This window comes from Vagococcus silagei, assembly GCF_004795745.1.
Lineage (GTDB): Bacteria > Bacillota > Bacilli > Lactobacillales > Vagococcaceae > Vagococcus > Vagococcus silagei.
The window spans coordinates 86,485-106,745 of sequence record NZ_SDGV01000001.1 but is presented as its reverse complement, the minus strand read 5'-3'; the positions used below and the strand labels follow the sequence as shown (position 1 = coordinate 106,745).

Here is a 20,261-nt window from a genome sequence, read left to right as displayed (position 1 = left end):
TGGTTCTTTTATGGACTTACAACTAATAATGTTAGGGGGAGTTTTAAATTGGCTAAGAAAATGAAAGCTAAGGATGGGAAAGTTTATAAGGAGGTTAAACCTTTTTATAAAAAATGGTGGTTCATCGTAATTGCTGTTCTGATTGTGATGGGTGCGATTGGTTCTCAAATGGGCTCAAAAGATGGCTCAAAACCAAAAGACACTGCGAAAGTTGAGGAAACTTCAACGAAGAAAGAAAGCAAACAAAGTGAAGCAAAAGAAGAAAAACCAAAAAAAGAAGCATCAAAAGATGATGTTCCTAAAGAATATAGTTCTGCCTTAAAAAAAGCAAATTCGTATGCTAAATCAATGAAAATGTCAAAAGCATCAATTTATGATCAGTTAACATCTGAACATGGTGAAAAATTTTCAACTGAAGCTGCGGATTATGCAATGGAAAATGTAACGGCTGATTGGAATAAAAATGCGTTGAAAAAAGCAGAAGATTATGCTAAAAACATGCAGTTATCAAAAGCAGGCATTCAATCTCAATTATCATCTGAACATGGTGAAAAATTTACCGAAGAAGAAACGCAATATGCCATTGACAATGTAAAATGGGATTGGAAGAAAAACGCACTGAAAAAGGCTGAATCTTACCAAAAAAATATGTCAATGTCACCAGATGCAATTAAACAACAATTAACATCTGAACATGGTGAGAAATTTACTGAAGAAGAAGCGCAATATGCGATTGATAACTTAAGTAAATAAGTTAAATATAAAACGCTTTGAAGGAGCACATAAAAGTGCTACTTTCAAAGCGTTTTTCTATATTAAAATGGTGAACCATCTTTGCGCTCAATATCAAAAGTTTCTTGATTTAATTGGAAGATGTCTTCTTGTTTCTTGATGTAACGCTCTTTAATCGCTTGACGCATGGTTTGCCAATCGTGGTTTGATGGAATATTATTGATGACAATCAATTTTTCGCAAGGAATTAAATCGGTTGCGAAAGTTGTCAAAACTAAATCATAGCTCTCAAAGTTTTCCGAGGTTGTTTTTTCAAAGAAAAAGAGATCACTTTCTGCAGAGTAAAAGGTAGCGTGATCACCAAAACTGTGAGTGACTTGTCGAATTAAGAAGTTGGTGTGAGCTTGACCTTGGTCACTCAAAATAAGAATTTCGACTTTAGCTTTTCTTTCATTAATTTTTTCAGCGAGAAATTCCCATTGTGTAATTAAGATAAATAGAATTTTAGGGTAGAGTAGCTGATACCAAGGAAAGTTAGACTCATTTTCAATCTGGATTAACTTTTGCTTAATAACCTGACTAAAGATTGGAAAATCTTTTTGGATAGTATTTTTATACTCTTGATACTCATCAAAAAGTAGGTAATTTTGATAAGGGAAAATGGCATAGAAGAGATATGCTTGGCGAATTTCTTGGAAGAGTGTTTTTTCTAACTTCGGTTCAAGGTCAATTCGGAAGGTCGTTTTAATATTATTCAAAAGTAGGCCAATTGTATGATTTGCTTCAGCAGCTTGAGCTTCATCGTAAATCCAATAGGTGATAAAATTTGCAAGGCAATAAACCAACTGACCAATCTCTTCATGACTCGGTTCTAGGTTATAAGTTGCAAATAAATTATTTAAGTATCCCATGATGTTAGGTTGCTGTTCGATTTTCTCAACAATAGCAGCTTGAGGAGCAGTTGGTTTTTCATTGATTGTAAAACCTTGGCTACTGCGAATTAAACTAATATTGACCAAATGACACATCTGAATTAAGAGGTCCCCATCAAGTTTTGTTTTAGTTAAGTCTAGTAATAGGGAACAGAGATGAAATGATTCATCTTTACTTGCTTCAAAAGGCCAGTCATAAATAAAGTATTTTTCTTTAAAAAAACGAACAAAAAAGTAACGAACATCTAATTCCTTTTTGCCAAGAATACGACAAGGCTTTTTCTCTAAAGTTAAGTTAAATTGACCAAGACTAATCGTAATATCATTGACAATTCGATAAAGTGAAGACTCGCTGACAAAAAGTCGTGTGCCCCAACGCTCGATACTCAAACTCGTATCAAAAAAAACTGATTCAATCAAAGAGAAGGCATCGGATTGTTTGTAAATATCCTGATAGACCATTTTTAAATGGGAACATGAATGAAAAAGTAAACGTACGCCATTTTTTTTAGAAGTTTCGATGGTGAGATGTGGTGTGCAGGTTTCTTTTAAAAAGTTGATATCATTATGAATGGTTCTAAGTGAGGCGTTATTTAGAGTGGCTAGTTGGTTAGAACTAATCCAGGTATCAGCCTCATTTAATTGTTCTAATATATTTAAACGTCTTTGTGTGGGAATGTCTAAAAGTGGACGCATATGTGTTCATCCTTTGCTTTGATTAAGTTGAAAACAAAAATTTGGAAGTTGTCAAAAAAATTTTTTTAAATCATATTAAAGATACAATAATTTCTGCTATAAATCCATTTTAAAACCTAATTGATTATAAAATATTCTTAGTTCAGTCACACATTTTTGGTATAATATATCAAGAATAAAATTTTTAAAGGAGGTCTTTGGATGTTTTTTTATCCAATGTTTGATCCAACATATGTTTTAGTCATTATTGGGATGTTAATTTCAATGGCAGCTTCTGCCTATGTAAGTAGTACCTATCGGAAGTATGAAAAAGTACAAAATTGTAAAGGCTATACAGGAGAAGATGTTGCGCGCATGATATTACGTGGTGCGGGCATTAAGGATGTGAGTGTGTATCAAATTGGTGGCGATTTAACAGATAATTATAATTCGCATACTAAGCGTTTAAATTTATCTGAAACAACGCATTCTTCAACTTCTGTTGCTGCTATTGGGGTCGCCGCTCATGAATGTGGTCATGCGGTTCAAGATAAAGTTGGTTATATGCCATTAAAATTACGTGCTGGTTTAGTACCAGTGGTGAACTTTGGGGCAACAGTTTCAATTCCATTAATTATCTTTGGTGCTATCTTTTTTAGTTCAATGCCAATGCTTGTGACCATCGGAATTTGGTGTTTTGCCTTAACTTTTATTTTTCAAGTGGTGACATTACCAGTGGAGTTTAATGCCTCTCGTCGTGCTTTGGCGATTCTTTCAGATAATCAAATTTTGAGTGAAGAAGAATTAGCTGTAGCTCGAAAAGTATTAATCGCCGCAGCGTTAACATATGTGGCTGCAGCGATTTCATCATTATTACAATTATTAAGATTGGTCATTTTATTTGGCAATCGCCGTGATTAATGGATAAGTAGATAACACAAGGTTAAGTCATTCATTTTTTTTAGAGACAAGCCGGTGCGATCATAAAATTTATCTAGTCGGTATTGTAAAGTGTTACGGTGAATAAACAATTTTTTAGCGGCAGAGGTGATATTGCCTTGTTCTTCCCAAAGCGTTTTGATAATATTTGTTAAGTCTTCATCAAATTGCAACGAAGCCTTGATTTCTTGCATAATCATGCTGTTATCAATGGCTTCATGGGTCAGTGCATCAAGGGCCACATCTTGAAATGAGAAGACACGGACTGCTGTTTCGTGATAGCGTTTAAAAAGGGCTTGTTCTTCATTGAAAAATTCATTAAACTGATGGGTAATCAGATGAAATGAGCCAATAAATATTTTTGCTTGAATTAAGAATTCACTTTCTAAGGTTAAAAGCATCCCTTCGATATCGTCTGGTTGATATTGGATTTTAGTTTGTTTTTCAATGATAATGGCTTGTGTGTCATCAATAAAAAAGAAATCATCGACTTCTTGAAAGAGGCTAGCTAAATGTGTTAACCAATTTTTACTTTCAGAAGCACCTTGTTTTAATTGAATTTGCAAAACGCGGAAATAACCTTCCGTTTTTGGTAAAGTCAGCGTATGATTAAAGAGATATTGGAACCACGGATGTTGGTGACTTTCGATTGAAACGTCATCTTCAGGAAATAATAATTGAAGCAAGTGTTGTTCATTTGCGGCTAAATCCTGTTTTGGGATTTGAAACCATTTTTGTGAGTCGACTCTGAGCGTTAACAGATGTGATTGTTCTAGTTTGACATTGGTTTCTTCACCAGTAGGGTAAAGTTGCATTAATTCAGATATTTTCATCATGGTTGGCATGTCCCTTCGCAGTTTTTATTTATAGTTTAGCATATTTCAAAGGAAAAGTTCACTGAGTTGAAACGGAGATTGGAGGAGGAGAGAATGGAGTTAGTTTCGCAATATTCTCAAGAAGAAAAAGAGTATTTTATGCGTCAAGCTTTATTGGAAGCTGAAAAAGCGCAATTGTTAAATGAAGTGCCGATTGGAGCGGTTGTTGTTTTAGATGGTGAGATTATTGGTCGGGGTTATAACGTCCGCGAGTTTTCACAAGATGCGACAACACATGCTGAGATGATTGCAATTCGTAATGCTAATCGTAAAACGGAAAGCTGGCGTTTGGAAGAAGCCTCACTTTTTGTGACGCTTGAACCATGTCCAATGTGTGCTGGTGCGATTATTAATTCACGTGTTAAAGATGTTTATTATGGCGCGCGTGACATCAAAGCGGGTGCGTGTGAAAGCTTGTATCACTTGTTAGAAGACAATCGCCTAAATCATCGTTGTTTTGTGGAGTCAGGTATTTTGGAAAAAGAGTGTGCGATGTTACTGATTGGCTTCTTTAAAAAAATCCGTGAAGAAAAAAAGAGAATGAAGAAAAAGGCTAGCTTTTCAGAGTAAAGTTTAGTATAATAAATGTTGCCGTAAGGCTAGGGCAATGGTAGGCTCGCTAAGCGTGTCAGGTCTGGAAGGAAGCAGCACTACGTGAGTGCTACCATGTGTCTGATAAAACTGGTCATAATGACCTTTTTTTATTATCTAAAATTAAGCGCAGTTGTTTCGTTACGTCATAGGCACGTTGGGACAATTGCTTTTTTTATTTTGAAGGGATGAAAACTGATGACAACGAAAGAAAAAGTTTTAGCCTATCTCGAAGCCAATCGCGGTAAGTTTGCGTCAGGTGAAAAAATCGCTGAATCAATTGATATGTCGCGTAATGCTGTTTGGAAAGCAATCAAACAGTTAGAACAAGAAGGATTGCAAATTGAAGCCAAGACGCGCAAAGGGTACTGCTTAGCTGCGGAAGATGATACTTTGACTGTTCAAGGTATATGTTCTTACTTAAAAGAGACCAAAGACTGGGTGCGCGTGACTTGTTTTGACTCGATTGGATCAACTAATCAGTATGCCAAAGAACTTGCTATTAAGGGTGCGGTTTCTGGGACTGTGATTGTTGCGAATCAACAAACAGTAGGTAAAGGTCGTTATGGCAAAACATTTGAATCACCCCAGGGAACAGGAATCTATTTGAGTGTTATATTGAAACAAGACCGTTTGCATTTTTCAACGCCAACTTTAATTACCATGTATACAGCTGTGGTAATTGCTGAAACATTTGAACAACTTACAGGTAAAAAACTGGATATTAAATGGGTGAATGATTTGTTTTTCAGAGGTAAAAAAGTGGGCGGGATTTTAACCGAAGCTGTCACCGACTTTGAAAGTGGTCAAATTGAATGGCTTGTAGTGGGCTTTGGTTTGAATCTTACTGCAACGATACAAGATTTTTCTGAAGAAGTAGCCCAAGTTGCGACGTCAATTTTTGAAAATGAATTAATGCCACTACACCGCAATGAATTAATTGCAAATATTTTAGAAGCATTTTTAATAGGGTTGGAAACAGTCGATGAAGCAGAACTGTTAAGTGCTTATCGTAATCGTTTACTAGGTTTGAATCAAGAGGTGACAATAACAAGTCGAACAGATTCTTATCAAGCAACAGTTCTTGGAATTGATTCGATGGGGCAATTACATGTACGTCTTCAAGATGGTTCTGAAAGCTTTTTAAACACAGGCGAAGTTCATTTGAAGCTTTAAAACATATTGTCACCTTGTGAAATAAATAAGTTGACAATTAACCTGATTCCTTTTATACTGAAAAAAAGTTAAAGGAGTTGAGTTTTTTTGAATATTAAAACAATGACACGAATTGGTCTGTTTACAGCACTGATTATTGTCTTATCGCAAGTTAGTATACCAATGCCTTTCGGGGTGCCAATCACATTACAAACCTTTATTATTCCTTTAGCAGGAATTGTCTTAGGTAAAAGAGATGGCACAATTGCCGTTTTACTCTATCTTATGCTTGGCTTAGTAGGTTTGCCTGTCTTTGCTAATTTTAGTGGTGGTGCGGCAATTTTTATGGGGCCAACTGGTGGCTTTATATTATCTTTTCCAGTTCTATCATATTTGGCAGGACTCGGTGCAGAAAGTCATAAGACTAATCATTTAGTAGCAGGACTTATTTCTGGCGTGACATTAAATTATCTTGTCGGCGTGCTCTTCTTTATGTTTGTAACGAAACAATCATTTTGGTTTGCGTTGACTGTTTGTGTGGTACCTTTTTTATTAGTAGACTTTATAAAAGTGTTTATTTTAATTACTCTAACAAAGCGCTTAGAAAAATTTCAGCTTGTAGCACTGGCGAAATAATAATAAAACCGTACTTTCTATAAATGAAAATACGGTTTTTGTTAATTTATTTCTTTATATAAGACTGGCCGTTGATTTAAGTCTTGTTGATTACGATGATTTTGCGAATAGCGTTCAGTCAAACGCTGAAATTGACTTTGACTTATTTCGATAGGCGACTTAAAGATGTACCATTCGACATTTTCAGTTAATGGAGGAGTGGTTAAAGAACCTTCATAATGAAAATAAGTTCGATTGTTTGGTAAGATGCCTTCAAGATTTAAGCTCTTTGTTAAATTAAGTGTGTGAAATGATTCAACAATTGGCTCTAAATCGGGAGCGTTTTTACCAATTTGAATAAAAATTGCTAGAACGGCATAATGTCCATTTTGGGCTTGGTGAACAAGATGTAATTCTAGTGGAAACTTAGTCCCATCAATGGTATGTTCACTGTGAGCGTGAAAATGAAATTGTTTTAATTTAAAACGACGTCCGTTAATCATGGCATGGCCAGAAACATTTCCTTGTATTGCACACCCTGTATCAAAAACATCGCTTAAAACTGTGTCATAATTAACTAAGATATTTCCTTCGTCTATTAGTGGTTGAACTTGATCAGTCTGAATGTTAATTGGTGATTGTGTAAATTTTGATTGGAAACACCAGTCTTCCTGTTGATTGTAGTCCCACTTCTTGTAGTTCGAAATTTTCTTCATAATGTTCCCCCCTAATTCTCAGTTTTTATGATACAAGAAAGACAAATTTAAAAGCAACTAATACAACTCCAATTTATATAAATATTTATTTGTGAAAAAGTGTAGAGAATGTCAGTTTTGTACATCTTTTCACGGACGTTTTTGTGAAAGTTCTTTCTATTACAAAAGTAACCGCTTTAATTCCTACTGAAAATGAACAATATAATTATGTTTTCACATGGTATTGCATGATAGACTATTATTGTTGAATACTGAATGAACGGATTCACACTAGTTCAGCATTTCACATTCTATTTTAATGAGAGGGTGTATTTATATAATGAAAGCAGCAACAGTAGGTGCAGATAAAAGAGTAGCAGTAGTAGAAAAAGATTTACGTCCGTTAAAAGCTAACGAAGCATTATTAAAAATGGAATGTTGTGGGGTTTGTCATACAGACTTACACGTTAAGAATGGAGACTTTGGTGATGTAACTGGTCGTGTTTTAGGACATGAAGGTATCGGTCGCGTTGTTGAAGTAGGTTCAGATGTAACATCACTTAAAATTGGTGACCGTGCTAGTGTTGCATGGATGTTTGAAGCTTGTGGAAAATGTGAGTATTGTGTAAACGGTCAAGAAACATTATGTCGTAGCGTAATCAATGCTGGTTATACAGCTGATGGTGGTATGGCTGAAGAATGTATCGTTACTGCAGACTATGCAGTTAAAGTTCCAGATGGTTTAGGATCTGCTGAAGCAAGTAGTATTACTTGTGCTGGTGTAACAACTTATAAAGCAATCAAAGAATCAAATGTTAAACCAGGACAATGGATTGCAATCTATGGTCTAGGTGGATTAGGAAACTTAGCTTTACAATATGCTAAAGAAGTATTTAACTGTAAAGTTATCGGTTTAGATGTAAATGATTTACAATTAGATTTCGCTAAAGAATTAGGTGCAGATGTTGTTATCAACCCTGCTAAAGAAGATGCAGCGAAGAAAATTATTGAATTAACTGACGGTGGCGCTCACGGTGCTGTAGTTACAGCTGTTTCTAAAGCAGCATTTAACTCAGCTGTTGACTGTGTAAGAGCTGCAGGTACAATCGTAGCTGTTGGTTTACCATCAGAAAGCATGGACTTAAATATTCCTCGTCTTGTATTAGACGGAATTAAAGTAGTTGGATCATTAGTAGGTACTCGTAATGACTTAGCTGAAGCATTCCAATTTGGAGCTGAAGGAAAAGTTGTTCCTAAAGTACATATGCGTCCATTAGAAGATATTAATGATATCTTTGATGAAATGATTGACGGAAAAATTAAAGGCCGTATGGTCATTGATTTTACTGACAAATAATTTTCAAAAATAACGAGACAAAGGATGACTTTGAGTGCAAAAACTTAAAGTCGTCTTTTTTGTTTATGCGTCTTATTTGGAAATACTGTCAAAGAGATTTGTACCAATAAATGATCTGATATTGCTTTATTTCTGAATAAAGCTTAAAATGAAAGTGTCTTAATAATTAGTTAGAGGTGATAATTGTGTGTAATGTCATAATCGTTGACAACGATATTGAATCTAGTGAAATCATGAAGGAGATGATTCGCGAACATTTTGCCAATGTTATTTTGTTGCCAATTGCAACAACCAGGTTAGAACTGATTGAGATTGCAGATAAGTACAGCATTGAATTAGCAATTATTAATCACGATACGTTAGACTGTTTTAAAGCACATAAATTTTTACTTGAACGTTTTCCCAATTTAAAATCAATTGTAACATCACGTAAGGCTGATTTTAAAAATGCTCAAAAGGCATTGCGTCTAGGAATGATTGATTACTTGTTAAAACCGATTGATGCTGATTTCGTCTACGCACTTGATCGAGGGATTAAATCAATTAACCAAGTTTCTTTACTTGATATAGAAAATAACGATAATCAAAATACATCATTAACATTACAACATAAAGTACTGCGCTTTATTCATAAAAATTATGCGGAGTCGCTGACACTAGACGTGCTAGCAAATTATCTGAATATGAGTAAATATCACGTGAGTCGTTTAGTGAAAAGTATTTTAGGTATGAATTTTTCTGAATATCTCTTAATTTATCGTGTTGAAGTTGCCAAAAAAGAATTGTCGACGACTGATTATCCAATTAGTGAAGTCGCAATGAACGTTGGTTTCAATGACTCGACATACTTTACTAAGAAGTTCAAAGAAGTAACTGGCTTAACGCCAAAACGTTATCGTCAAACTTATCAAGGCCAAGTGACGATTGCTGATATTCAGGTTTAGTTAAACTTCACAAAAAATAACAGGATAAGGACTGAAAACTGTAATATCAGGGATAACTGATTATAGTTTTTGGTTCTTTTTTGTGAAAAATGACCCCTTTTTACTTGAAAAAAACATTTGTTTTAGTTAGACTGTAATTAGTGATAGCGTTTTCATTGGTTTTAGGTGAGACGATCAAATGAATATTAAGAAGAGGGGTCTAGATATGATGGAATTTAAGAATGTAACAGTAATAGGAAGTGGAGTATTAGGTAGTCAGATAGCTTTTCAAATCGCGTATTCAGGTTTTCAAGTTGTGGTGAATGACATTAATGATGAGGTATTAGAAAAAGCTAAAGAACGAATCAAAACTTTAACACAAAGCTATAAACAAGACTTAAAGGCAAGTGACGCTGAGTTAGAATTAGCGTTAAATCGTATGACTTATACTTCTGATCTTGGAGATGCGGTAAAAGAAGCAGATATCGTGATTGAAGCAGTTCCGGAAGTTCGTGAGATTAAAATAAATTTATATCAACGGGTAAATGAATTAGCACCAAAACATACAGTCATCGCGACTAACACATCAACATTTTTACCAAGTGATTTCGCAGATGAAACAGGTCGACCAGAACAATTTATCGCGTTACATTTTGCCAATCATATTTGGGTGAATAACACAGCAGAAATCCAAGGATCCGCTAAAACGAGTCCAGAGGTTTTTGATAGTGTTGTTGCTTTCGCAAAAGAAATTGGCATGGTTGCGTTACCTTTACATAAAGAATATCCTGGCTATATTTTAAATGCATTATTAGTTCCTTTTTTAAAAGCCGGTGAAAATCTAATGGTTAAGGGAATTGCAGATCCTGAAACAGTGGACAAAACATGGATGATTGCGACAAAAGCACCGCGTGGACCGTTTGCAATCTTAGATATAGTTGGTTTAAATACAGCTTATAATATAGCCCTCAGTGAGGACACGGATGATGCTCGCGCGACAGCAGCGTATTTAAAAGAGCATTATATCGATAAAGGCAAACTAGGGGTTCAAACTGGTGAAGGTTTCTATAAATATCCTAATCCAAGTTATTTGGAAAAAGACTTTTTGAATTAGAAATAGTGCATGAGAAGCTGACTGAGAGGTCAGCTTTTTTGGTGTCTTGTTGCTGAGCTCAAAACGCTCACTTCACCACCTGATTTAACGGGGTTCAGTGAGCTGGGATTCAGCATTAAGTCAATCCTAGTAATCAGACAAAAAGCGTCTGTTTACTAGGCTCGCCTTACTGTTCATCCCAAACCGCTCACTTCACCACCTTTTTGTATATTAAACTTTCCATTAATCGAAAATTTCTCTATAATGGTTAGATAGATAGATTTTGGAGGGTATTAGATGAAAATTATGAAAGAAAATTGGCGTTTGATTCGTGCGTTTACTAGGGACGCGAGGCGCTATGTGCGTGATGTATTCTTAATGCATCTGTTGATTGCGATTGTTTTTATCCCTGCTTTAATGGGATTTGCGAAATTTCTGTTGAATATGGGTGGCATTAATTATATGTCTTATGACAATATGGGTGAAATCTTTTTACATCATCCATTTGTGGCGACTGGCTTGATTGCGACACTTTTAATGTTACTGTTAACTGTATTCTTTGAATTTGCTTTTCTGCTTCAAAGTGTGTATTACGTGCAAATGGAGCAGCCTGCGAGTGTGCGACAATTGATTGTGGGGACCCTGCGTAGTTTGAAAAAAATTGATAAGTCTTCAATATTTTTCTTTCTATTTTATTTCTTTTTGGTCATTCCTTTAAGTGGTATCAAATTTAATTCGGAATTATTAGGGAAGTTTAAGATTCCAGTCTTTATTTTAGACGTTGTGTTTGCCCATCGTTTTATTATTGTGTCAGCTGTCATTTTGGTTTATATCTTTTTGGCCTATCTCTCAATTCGGTGGGTTTATGTCTTACCTGAGATGATTTTAAACCAACGCTCTGTCAAAGAAGCGGTTAAATATAGTATGGTTGAAACAAAACGTCATTTTTGGAAAATATTCTTTAAAATTATTGGTGTGATTGGCTTTTTCTTACTTTTAACATCATTCCTTTATTTTATTTGTTTTGGTGCACAAGCATTAATTGAGGAAGTTAAACCAGAAATTGCGCTACCAAGTGCGGTTATCATTTTAACCTTTTTACAATTGATTTGGCTCTTTAATGGTTTGTTTTCAACTATCGGCTTATTCTATATTATTGTTGACGACATGAATCAACAAGGCTTCCTTAATGATGAATTTAATCATGAAATCAAACCTAAGAAGAAAGGGTTTATTCATTTTATTAAGGCTAGCATTGTATTGGTTGGAATTGTAGTTGTTTTTGTTTTAACAAGTATGGGAAACTATGTGATTTTGAATGATCCGTTTGATGATCAGGTGTTAAGTCTTTCTCATCGAGGGGTGGATAATGAGAACCATGTTCAAAACTCACTTGAAGCACTGGAAATGACAAATAAGGATGAAAAACCTGATTATGTTGAAATGGATGTCCAAGAAACGAAAGATCATGATTTTGTGGTCTATCATGATTTTAATTTGCGACCTTTAACGGGGGTGAATAAAAAGCCATATGAACTTAATCTCGACGAATTAACTAAACTAACAGTTCATGAAAATGGGATGGAAGCAAAGATCGTTTCTTTTGATGCTTACTTGGCCAAAGCAAATGAGCTAAATCAAAAATTATTGATTGAAATAAAGACAACCAAAAATGATAGTCCTGAATTTATGAAACGATTTACTGAACGTTATCGCGAGTCAATTCTTAAAAATGGTCACATCATTCAATCTTTGACTTACGATACTGTTGAAGAGTTAAAACAACTTGAACCTAAGTTTTATGTAGGGTATATCTTGCCATTTAGTTTTGTTGGACCGCCTTCAGGAGCGATGGATTTCTATGCATTGGAATATACCACGTTGGGTCAAGGTTTTGTAGACTCAGCACATAGTATTGGTAAAGAAGTTTATGCATGGACGCCAAATGATGAAACAGTAATGACACGAATGATGTTTAATGAAGTGGATGGTATTATTACTGATCAAATGGAAGTTCTAAATGATGTAATGGAAAGTGGTAAAGAAATGACTTATTCTGATAAATTAATCTTCTTTATGATTGGAATGGGTTAATAGAGGGGTAATTATGAAAGTTATAGTATTTGATATGGATGATACGCTGTACGATCAAATTGAACCATTTCGTTTAGCGGTTGAAGTTTTTTTTCCACAACGTTTTAATGATGACGAGATGCGTCAACTCTATCAACGTTTTCGATTTCATAGTGATGCCTTGTTTTCGCAAACAGAAGATGGCACACTTGCACTTGAAACGATGCGTGTCTATCGGATGCGTGAAGCAATTAATGAAACGGAGTTATTGATATCTGATGCAGAGGCTCATGAATTGCAAGTAGCTTACGCACAAAATCAAGGGAAAATTCAAATGGTGCCGGAGATGGTGAGACTGCTAGATCAATTGGTGCAACAAAAGGTACCGGTGGCTTTATTAACCAATGGTCCTGAAAACCATCAATTAAAAAAAGTGACACAATTGGGATTAAATCGTTGGTTTCCGCAAGAGTATTGGTTTATCTCTGAAGCAATAGGTTGTGCTAAGCCTGATGTTTCAGCTTTTAGATTAGTCGAAACAGCTTTTCAAGTTACGGCTGACGACTGTCTTTATATCGGAGATTCATATGAAAATGACGTTGTAGGCTGTAAGAATGCAGGTTGGCGTGTGGTGTGGCTTGATAAATATCAACATAGTAGTTTAAATTATAAGAGCGACTATGTAATTTCAGTTGAAAATTATCAGGAGGCGGTACGAGAAGTACATAAATTTCTAAATATTGACAAATAAAGGCACTTTTTGTAAACTATATGTATTAAATTAAAACTAAATCGTCCTTGAGACGAAAATAATATAAGTGAGTGATCTTCATATGCTTCGGAGTATTTCTTTATAGCACATTTTTTAAATAAGCAAAAAACAAGGCTTATTTGGTGTGCGTTTTAGAGAAATACTCTTGAACAAATATAAGAAGGTCGTGAATGATAGACTTCTATGGTATTTAGCGAGGGTATTTTTTGAATAAAAACCATAGAAGTCTTTTTTATATGAAAAAAATACTTAATATTGGAATCGTTGCTCATGTTGATGCGGGAAAAACATCATTAACAGAAAGATTATATAGCCAAACACATGAACATTATCAAGGCGGTAGTATCAAGAAAGCCAATACGATAACTGATACCCTTGAGTTAGAGAAAGAACGAGGCATTACAATAAAATCGGCTTCCGTTTCATTAGAATGGCAAGAAACAAAGATTAACGTGATTGATATGCCAGGACATGTTGAATTTTTTGGTGAAGTGGTGAGAGCTTTAGACGTCATTGACTTAGCAATTCTCGTTGTGTCAAGTTTAGGCAGCTTGCCAACGCAAACACGTCGAATTTTTGATACATTACAAGAAGCTGGTATCCCTACTTTATTCTTTATTAACAAAACGGATTTAGCTACAGCCAATACTGAAAATATATGTTTGGAAATTGAACAAAAATTAACATCACAACTCGTAAGTTTACCAATGACAAGTGCGGCTCGTGATAAAATAATTGAAACAGATGATGTTCTTTTAGAACAGTACTTACTAGAAGAAAATGTTTCAGAAATGCAAGTCAAGACATCACTAACCGAAAGTGTCGTTCAAAGAAAGCTATTTCCAATTATTTATGGATCGGCTGTGACTGGTCAAGGTGTCACAACATTATTAGATTATTTAGCGCAATTTGAATACGCTAAAGTGACATCGGAAGAGACCTCTGCCTATTTATATAAAATTATGTTTGTTGATGGTCAAAAGCAAGCCTTTTTTAAATTAATATCAGGCAAGATTCATCGCTATGAAACATACGCTCTAAACGAAACTGACAGTTTGAAATTAAATCGTTTCTTTGTATTAGAAGACAATCAATTTGTCTTAAGTGATACTGTTGAAGCGGGTGATATTTTTATGTTAACGCATGAAGAACAACTAAGGATTGGCGACACATTAGGTGAATCATACCAACCAAAAATTGACTTACCTGAACCGACATTGCGCATTATTTTTTCGAGTTCTGAGGACGAACGCATGCTGTTGCTTGATGCCTTAAAAAAACTAATAATTGAAGATCCATTATTAGATTTTCAAATTGATAGCAGGACGTCAGAAGTATCGGTTGCGATTTTTGGGCGCGTGCAAAAAGAGTATCTTGAGGATACACTACGTCGGGAATATGATTTTAAAACGTTGACCGTTTCATTACCGAAAATTGTTTATAAAGAAATGGTGACGACTCAAGGAATTGGATCAATTCGTGTGGATGATGATGTGAATTCATATTGGGCCACACTGACGTTAAAAGTTGAACCCCAAATTACAAACAGCTCTATTTTCGAGAGTTTTGTTCCATTAGGTTATTTGAAACGATCATTTCAAAATGCAATTGAAACGAGTGTCCTCGACGCGCTCGAGGCCGGCCTTTACGATTATGAAATCATCAACGCAAAAGTCACATTGACGGATGCTGAATTTTATAGTCCAGTCAGTACGCCATCTGAATTCAGAAAATTGACACCTTATGCATTTTACAAAGCACTATTGGAAGCTAAAACAAAAATTGTCGAACCGATAATGGCACTTAGTTTAACGTGTTTATCAAAAGATATGGGCACAGCAATTAGTGAGCTAGGAAAACGTGAGGCAACGATTGGTCAAGTGGAAGAGTTGTTTGGTGAAACAACAATTGAGGCTCAAATGACGCAATCAAATTACTTGAGTTTTGAGGAAAACTTGGATGAATTATTTAATGGACAAGGCTATGTCAAAGGAAGAGTGGTTGCTTATCAACCTGTAACAGGTGATAAGCTTTATCAACAAGGCTCCGTCGATCAGACAAAAGCACTCATTATTAAAGAACAAAAAAGAGGCAACTTTTAAAGTTGACCTCTTTTTTAGTATTTATTTAGATTTCCAAGAATCGACTGTTTTACGGTTAGCGTCAATCCACTTTTTAGCAGCAGCTTGCGCGTCTTCACCGTTACTAACATCTAACATCACTGATTCAATATCTTTTTGTTCCCATTCAAAATTCTTTAAGATTTTGTATGCTTCAGGCTGATCTTCTTTCAAGCCCTTACGAGCAAATGTTTCGATATTTTCTTCAGTCCCCATTGTTTCTTTAGGATCTTTCAAATACTTCAAATCGTATTTAGCAAACATCCAGTGTGGTGACCAGCCAGTGATAACAATTGGTTCTTGTTTTTTAATTGCTTGTCCTAGAGCTACAGTCATCGCGCCAGAAGAAGAAGTTTCAACAGTCCAATCTTTTAAGTTTGGATATGTTTTTACTGTTTCATTGGCTAAATTCACTGTGCCAGCACCCGGTTCAATACCGGTAATTTTTTGTTGTGCTTCTTGATCAAGGTCTTCAATCGAATCAACATCCATATACGTTGGAACAACTAATCCAATTTTAGCGCCTTTTAAGTTAACTCCTAATGGATCAACTTTATCCTGATACTTTTTAATATATGCTTCGTGAGTGTTTGGTAACCAACCTGCAACCATGGCGTCTGTTTCGCCATTAGCGATTGATTGCCACATGATTGAATTATCAAGTGGAGTTAAGGTTACTTTATAGCCAGCTTCACGTAATACCTCACCAATCACGTTTGTTGAAGCAACTTCTGTATCCCATTCAACATATGCTAAATTGATTTCTTCTTTGCCTTTTTCTTTATTTAAAAGAGACGTCACACCGAAGATAGCAACTAAAACAACAGCTAATGTAATAAGTAAGCCACGTTTTTTCTTTTGTTCAATGGTTAAGCTTTTTTTCTTAGTCGCTGTCTTTTTCGGTTTGTTGATATATTGAATGAAACGGTCAATGATAATCGCTAGAATAACTAAAGCTACCCCGTTTACAAAACCATTTCCGACTTGAGCACGTTGTAAGGCTGATAGTACGCCACGACCAAGACCAGGAGCACCAATCATAGATGCGGTAACAACCATTGATAAGGCAAGCATTGTTGTTTGGTTAATCCCAGCTAACATTGTGTTTTTAGCTAGCGGTAATTCTAATTTAAATAATTTTTGCCAGCCGGTTCCACCGAATGAATCCGAGGCTTCAACTAATTCTTTTGGTACTTGGCGAATCCCTAGATTTGTAAAACGAACTGTTGGTGGTAGCGCGAAAATGACAGATGCGAAGACACCGGGGACCATGCCAATACCGAAGAAGGCAACAGCAGGAATTAAGTATACAAAGCCAGGCATTGTTTGCATAAAGTCTAGAATTGGTGTGATAATGCTTTGTGCTTTATCATTTTTAGCCATCAGAATACCGAGTGGTACACCAAGAATAATCGAAACTAAGCTTGAGATTAACACTAAAGTAAAGGTGCTAATCAGATCATTCCAAAGATTTTGATTGAGAATGAAAAGAAGTCCGAGGCCTGTAAAAATAGGTAGACTCAATTTTTCCTTACTGATGAAAAAGGCGATTAAGGTAAGTCCAACAATCATTACAATTGGTGGAACTAAGAGTAGTAGTTGTGTAATACCATCCATTAAACCTTGACCACTATTTTGTAAGAAACTGAAGAACCCAGCAAAAGCTTGCGTCATCCATTCAGTTAAAGATTCAATCCAATCAGCGACCGGTAATTTTTGCATTAAGATGAGTGAGTTAAGCATTTTTCAGAACCTCCTCATCATTATTATTTGAGCCGCTCGCTAAAGCTTCAATGACGGAACCGCGAATGATAACACCTAGTAATCTAGAACCATCAACAACCGCAATTGGTGTTGGTGAGTCGTAGATGATTTCAAAAATATCACCAACTAGTGTGTCGCGTGAGACAGAAACGATTTCTGGTTCAACAACTTCGGTTAGCGGTAATTTTTCTTTTCTCGCTTGAATCGCTTTTTCAGCTGTGATGATTCCTTTGAGATGACGTTTCTTATTAAGTGCCATTAACAAACTGACTTCTTCGTTACGCATTTTATTTAAGGCAACGGCCGGGCCGTCAACGTCGATATTTGTTGTTAATGCTGGCACCATGATGTTTTCAGCCGTTAAAACTTTCGAACGGTCAACATCTTCAACGAATTCACGAACATAATCATTAGCAGGATTCGTCAAAATATCTTCACCAGTTCCAATCTGCATAATTTGACCATCTTTCATTAGGGCGATACGATCACCAATTCGCAAGGCTTCATTTAAGTCATGCGTAATAAAGATGATTGTTTTTTGGACTGATGTTTGCAGATCGAGCAATTCATCTTGCATCTCACGACGAATTAAAGGATCAAGTGCCGAGAAGGCTTCGTCCATTAATAAAATCTCAGGATCATTTGCCAGTGCGCGAGCTAAGCCGACACGCTGTTGCATCCCGCCAGATAATTGGGTTGGGTATTGATCTTTAAATGAAATTAAGCCTGAGTTTTTCAAGGCTTGTTCAGCTTTTTTTACACGTTCTTCTTTACTGACACCACGAAGTTCAAGACCAAGTTCAGTGTTTTCAAGAATTGTACGATGAGGAAAGAGTCCAAAGTTTTGGAAAACCATGCTCATTTTATGACGACGAACTTCACGAAGCTCTTCTTTGGTCATTTTAGAGATGTCCTCACCATCAATATAAATGTGTCCAGATGTTGGTTCAATTAAACGATTAATTAATCGGATTAAGGTCGATTTTCCACTTCCGGAAAGTCCCATAATAACAAATATTTCGCCATCATTTATGTCGAAATTGACATCGTATACACCAACTGTAGCCCCAGTTTTTTTGAGGATGTCAGTTTTGGAACGATGTTCTTCTACCATTTTTAAGGCAGTCTGATTCTTTTTACCAAATATTTTAGTTAAATTTTCAACTTTAACTTTAACCATACTAATAAAATGTCCCCTTTTTGATATGTAATTTTCACTTTTTTTCTGAAATAAATCCAGTAAGTGACCATACAAGGTTAACATCATGTGGTCACTTTGTCAAAAATGTAAATTATATTTCTGGTTTTTTTCTTTTAAAAAAAGTGTAAATTGTTGTTTTAAACAGTTCTTGAGCTATAATTGAGACATTAAGATAAACAATAACGAATGGAGGTAGTTTGATGATTGAACTTGATTCGCATTTTAAGGATATGAAAATGGATCAAACGAAGTTGAATGATTATGGTTTTGTCTTAAAAAACAGGCTTTTTGAGATGGAATTCGATATTTCTGAAAATCAAATGAAACTCTTAGTAAGTATTACGCAAGAAGGCATTGTTTCTTATTCTGTTTGGGACTTAACAACAAGGGAAGAATACCTGTTGATAAAAAATGAACGTGCTCGAGGTGCCTTTGTGGGAACAGTTAGACAGGAATGCGAAGCTATAATACAAGATATTGCCTTAAAATGTTTTGATTCAGAGGTATTTCAAACTAAACAGGCCAAACGTGTGATTAACTATATCAATGAAACCTATCATGTCGAAGCAGAGTATTTATGGAAAAAATCGCCAAAGAATGCCGTGTTTAGGCAAAGTAAAAACAAAAAATGGTTTGGCATTATTATGGGGATTGACGCATCAAAATTAGATGTTTCTTTGGAAGGGAATATTGAAGTTCTTAATTTAAAAGCAAAACCGGAAAACGTGAGTGCCTATGTTGATAGTGGCCAAGTTTTTCCTGCTTATCATATGAATAAAAAATACTGGTTTTCGATAATTTTAGATAATTCACTTGAGGATGAGATGCTTTTTGAATGGATTGAATATAGTTATCGTTTAGTTTCATAATCAGTTTTGCGACAAATAAAAAAGGAAGGTACTCCTGAATAAATGTGAGTACTTTCCTTTTATTTATGATTCTTTTAAATTTTGTGGATAGAAAAAATTAATCATACGTTGTTTAGCAAATTCGTCGCCGATAAAATAAATCGTGTCATTTTCACTAAATTTCGCATATGGCCCAGGTGACAGTAATAAATTATCATCATGACTGATTCCGACCACTGTGGCTGCTGTTTCGTGCCAAAGATTTAATTCGCTAATACTTGTATCGAGATGGTCTGCTTCAACAGTTAATAATAGCTCGTATGGTGTAAACAGACTTTCGTGGTGCATTTTCTTTGTTTGGACTGTGAGACTTTTAATTAATTTTGTCATTTGATCAAGTTCGGTGCGTTGCTTATTGATGCTTTCAAAAATAGTGGTGTTAATCGATTGAATCGATTGGACACTTTGATATTGAGTAAGAAAGCTTTGTGCTTTGCTTTTTGATGTCACAGTTACGCCACTGCCATGTTTTGTCGAGACGATTTTTAAGTCGACAAGGACGTTGACGGCTTTTCGTGCTGTCTCAGGTGAAACGCTAAAAGTGCTTGCTAGGGTTGAGCGAGCAGATATTTTTGCACCAACGGGATAACGATCATCAACGATTCGTTCACAGATGCTAATGGCAACTTGTTGATATTTAGGTAAATCTGTGATTAACATTGGTTCCATCGCTGATTTCCCTCCTTTGTTAATTGAGATATTTGTTCAATAATACTACTGCTTATCTTACTAAAAAAAAGACAACTTGCAAAGGAAAATAAAAAGAAGTTACCCGGAGGTAGCTTCTTTTGAGGTTGGTGTGTTGGTTTCAGAGCCAGCTGAGATAAAAGCTCTAGCTTCA

18 protein-coding genes and 1 other RNA gene are annotated in these 20,261 nt (G+C 35.5%); 13 read left to right on the top strand and 6 right to left on the bottom strand.

The annotated features are described in order from the left end of the window. Positions 1-48 precede the first annotated feature (48 nt). Complete coding sequence (locus ESZ54_RS00480) at positions 49-753, top strand: Ltp family lipoprotein (RefSeq protein WP_420824346.1); 705 nt, start codon at positions 49-51, stop codon at positions 751-753. Positions 754-815: 62 nt separating this feature from the next. On the opposite strand, the gene ESZ54_RS00475 is transcribed toward ESZ54_RS00480, so the two are convergent. Further along, positions 816-2,360, bottom strand: coding sequence for an AcpB/EbpR/MafR family transcriptional regulator (locus ESZ54_RS00475; RefSeq protein ID WP_136135708.1), 1,545 nt, complete (start codon positions 2,358-2,360; stop codon positions 816-818). 201 nt (positions 2,361-2,561) lie between these two features. Between ESZ54_RS00475 and ESZ54_RS00470 the strand changes: the two genes are divergently transcribed. Beyond that, complete coding sequence (locus ESZ54_RS00470) at positions 2,562-3,260, top strand: zinc metallopeptidase (protein WP_136135707.1); 699 nt, start codon at positions 2,562-2,564, stop codon at positions 3,258-3,260. On the opposite strand, the gene ESZ54_RS00465 is transcribed toward ESZ54_RS00470, so the two are convergent. Next, on the bottom strand, positions 3,257-4,114 hold the full coding sequence (locus tag ESZ54_RS00465; RefSeq protein WP_204249489.1) for a PucR family transcriptional regulator: 858 nt from the start codon (positions 4,112-4,114) through the stop codon (positions 3,257-3,259). The two genes, ESZ54_RS00470 and ESZ54_RS00465, sit on opposite strands and share 4 nt — an antisense overlap. 93 nt (positions 4,115-4,207) lie before the next feature. On the opposite strand from ESZ54_RS00465, the gene tadA reads away from it, so the two are divergent. The 4 genes from tadA (at position 4,208) to ESZ54_RS00445 (ending at position 6,535) form a co-directional block, all read left to right on the top strand. Continuing rightward, on the top strand, positions 4,208-4,723 hold the full coding sequence (gene tadA / locus ESZ54_RS00460; RefSeq protein ID WP_136135705.1) for a tRNA adenosine(34) deaminase TadA: 516 nt from the start codon (positions 4,208-4,210) through the stop codon (positions 4,721-4,723). Between the two features lie 26 nt (positions 4,724-4,749). Then, positions 4,750-4,844: signal recognition particle sRNA small type (ffs, locus tag ESZ54_RS00455), an RNA gene on the top strand. A 98-nt stretch (positions 4,845-4,942) separates the two neighbouring features. Continuing rightward, on the top strand, positions 4,943-5,920 hold the full coding sequence (locus ESZ54_RS00450) for a biotin--[acetyl-CoA-carboxylase] ligase (RefSeq protein ID WP_136135704.1): 978 nt from the start codon (positions 4,943-4,945) through the stop codon (positions 5,918-5,920). Between the two features lie 87 nt (positions 5,921-6,007). Further along, on the top strand, positions 6,008-6,535 hold the full coding sequence (locus ESZ54_RS00445; RefSeq protein WP_136135703.1) for a biotin transporter BioY: 528 nt from the start codon (positions 6,008-6,010) through the stop codon (positions 6,533-6,535). A 41-nt stretch (positions 6,536-6,576) separates the two neighbouring features. Here the strand turns inward: ESZ54_RS00445 and ESZ54_RS00440 are convergent, their stop codons facing one another. After that, entirely contained in the window at positions 6,577-7,230 is a 654-nt protein-coding gene (locus ESZ54_RS00440) for a carbonic anhydrase family protein (protein ID WP_136135702.1), read from the bottom strand. Between the two features lie 319 nt (positions 7,231-7,549). Between ESZ54_RS00440 and adhP the strand changes: the two genes are divergently transcribed. From adhP to ESZ54_RS00410, 6 genes are all read left to right on the top strand, one after another. After that, positions 7,550-8,566: an alcohol dehydrogenase AdhP gene (gene adhP, locus ESZ54_RS00435; RefSeq protein ID WP_136135701.1), complete on the top strand. Its 1,017-nt coding sequence runs from the start codon at positions 7,550-7,552 to the stop codon at positions 8,564-8,566. 185 nt (positions 8,567-8,751) lie between these two features. Beyond that, positions 8,752-9,510 carry a helix-turn-helix domain-containing protein gene (locus ESZ54_RS00430; RefSeq protein ID WP_136135700.1) on the top strand — a complete coding sequence of 253 codons (759 nt, stop codon included), beginning with the start codon at positions 8,752-8,754 and terminating at the stop codon, positions 9,508-9,510. A 208-nt stretch (positions 9,511-9,718) separates the two neighbouring features. Further along, a complete protein-coding gene (locus tag ESZ54_RS00425; RefSeq protein WP_136135823.1) occupies positions 9,719-10,603 on the top strand; it encodes a 3-hydroxyacyl-CoA dehydrogenase in 885 nt (294 codons plus the stop codon). A 276-nt stretch (positions 10,604-10,879) separates the two neighbouring features. Beyond that, on the top strand, positions 10,880-12,676 hold the full coding sequence (locus ESZ54_RS00420; protein ID WP_136135699.1) for a glycerophosphoryl diester phosphodiesterase membrane domain-containing protein: 1,797 nt from the start codon (positions 10,880-10,882) through the stop codon (positions 12,674-12,676). Between the two features lie 13 nt (positions 12,677-12,689). Further along, positions 12,690-13,406 (top strand): HAD family hydrolase, encoded by a 717-nt coding sequence (locus tag ESZ54_RS00415; RefSeq protein ID WP_136135698.1) that lies wholly within the window; start codon positions 12,690-12,692, stop codon positions 13,404-13,406. Positions 13,407-13,663: 257 nt separating this feature from the next. Continuing rightward, the gene (locus ESZ54_RS00410) at positions 13,664-15,529 is read left to right on the top strand and encodes an elongation factor G (RefSeq protein ID WP_136135697.1); all 1,866 of its coding nucleotides are present in this window, start codon (positions 13,664-13,666) and stop codon (positions 15,527-15,529) included. 21 nt (positions 15,530-15,550) lie between these two features. On the opposite strand, the gene ESZ54_RS00405 is transcribed toward ESZ54_RS00410, so the two are convergent. After that, positions 15,551-17,290, bottom strand: a complete 1,740-nt coding sequence (locus ESZ54_RS00405) for an ABC transporter permease/substrate binding protein (protein ID WP_420824345.1) — start codon at positions 17,288-17,290, stop codon at positions 15,551-15,553. Continuing rightward, complete coding sequence (locus ESZ54_RS00400) at positions 17,283-18,491, bottom strand: quaternary amine ABC transporter ATP-binding protein (protein ID WP_136135696.1); 1,209 nt, start codon at positions 18,489-18,491, stop codon at positions 17,283-17,285. Before ESZ54_RS00400 ends, ESZ54_RS00405 begins: the two co-directional genes overlap by 8 nt. Positions 18,492-18,712: 221 nt before the next feature. Here ESZ54_RS00400 and ESZ54_RS00395 point away from each other — a divergent pair, with 221 nt between their 5' ends. Continuing rightward, on the top strand, positions 18,713-19,381 hold the full coding sequence (locus tag ESZ54_RS00395; RefSeq protein WP_136135695.1) for an MmcQ/YjbR family DNA-binding protein: 669 nt from the start codon (positions 18,713-18,715) through the stop codon (positions 19,379-19,381). A 63-nt stretch (positions 19,382-19,444) separates the two neighbouring features. On the opposite strand, the gene ESZ54_RS00390 is transcribed toward ESZ54_RS00395, so the two are convergent. Next, positions 19,445-20,089, bottom strand: coding sequence for a GntR family transcriptional regulator (locus tag ESZ54_RS00390; protein ID WP_136135694.1), 645 nt, complete (start codon positions 20,087-20,089; stop codon positions 19,445-19,447). Positions 20,090-20,261 lie beyond the last annotated feature (172 nt).

Bases quoted from the DNA above. Each gene is read 5' to 3' on its own strand.
- ESZ54_RS00425 (WP_136135823.1), top strand. From the start codon at position 9,719: ATGGAATTTAAGAATGTAACAGTAATAGGAAGTGGAGTATTAGGTAGT.
- ESZ54_RS00450 (WP_136135704.1), top strand. From the start codon at position 4,943: ATGACAACGAAAGAAAAAGTTTTAGCCTATCTCGAAGCCAATCGCGGT.
- tadA (WP_136135705.1), top strand. From the start codon at position 4,208: ATGGAGTTAGTTTCGCAATATTCTCAAGAAGAAAAAGAGTATTTTATG.
- ESZ54_RS00395 (WP_136135695.1), top strand. From the start codon at position 18,713: ATGATTGAACTTGATTCGCATTTTAAGGATATGAAAATGGATCAAACG.
- ESZ54_RS00405 (WP_420824345.1), bottom strand. From the start codon at position 17,290: ATGCTTAACTCACTCATCTTAATGCAAAAATTACCGGTCGCTGATTGG.
- ESZ54_RS00415 (WP_136135698.1), top strand. From the start codon at position 12,690: ATGAAAGTTATAGTATTTGATATGGATGATACGCTGTACGATCAAATT.
- ESZ54_RS00475 (WP_136135708.1), bottom strand. From the start codon at position 2,360: ATGCGTCCACTTTTAGACATTCCCACACAAAGACGTTTAAATATATTA.
- ESZ54_RS00440 (WP_136135702.1), bottom strand. From the start codon at position 7,230: ATGAAGAAAATTTCGAACTACAAGAAGTGGGACTACAATCAACAGGAA.
- ESZ54_RS00470 (WP_136135707.1), top strand. From the start codon at position 2,562: ATGTTTTTTTATCCAATGTTTGATCCAACATATGTTTTAGTCATTATT.
- ESZ54_RS00465 (WP_204249489.1), bottom strand. From the start codon at position 4,114: ATGATGAAAATATCTGAATTAATGCAACTTTACCCTACTGGTGAAGAA.
- ESZ54_RS00420 (WP_136135699.1), top strand. From the start codon at position 10,880: ATGAAAATTATGAAAGAAAATTGGCGTTTGATTCGTGCGTTTACTAGG.
- ESZ54_RS00390 (WP_136135694.1), bottom strand. From the start codon at position 20,089: ATGGAACCAATGTTAATCACAGATTTACCTAAATATCAACAAGTTGCC.
- ESZ54_RS00410 (WP_136135697.1), top strand. From the start codon at position 13,664: ATGAAAAAAATACTTAATATTGGAATCGTTGCTCATGTTGATGCGGGA.
- ESZ54_RS00400 (WP_136135696.1), bottom strand. From the start codon at position 18,491: ATGGTTAAAGTTAAAGTTGAAAATTTAACTAAAATATTTGGTAAAAAG.
- adhP (WP_136135701.1), top strand. From the start codon at position 7,550: ATGAAAGCAGCAACAGTAGGTGCAGATAAAAGAGTAGCAGTAGTAGAA.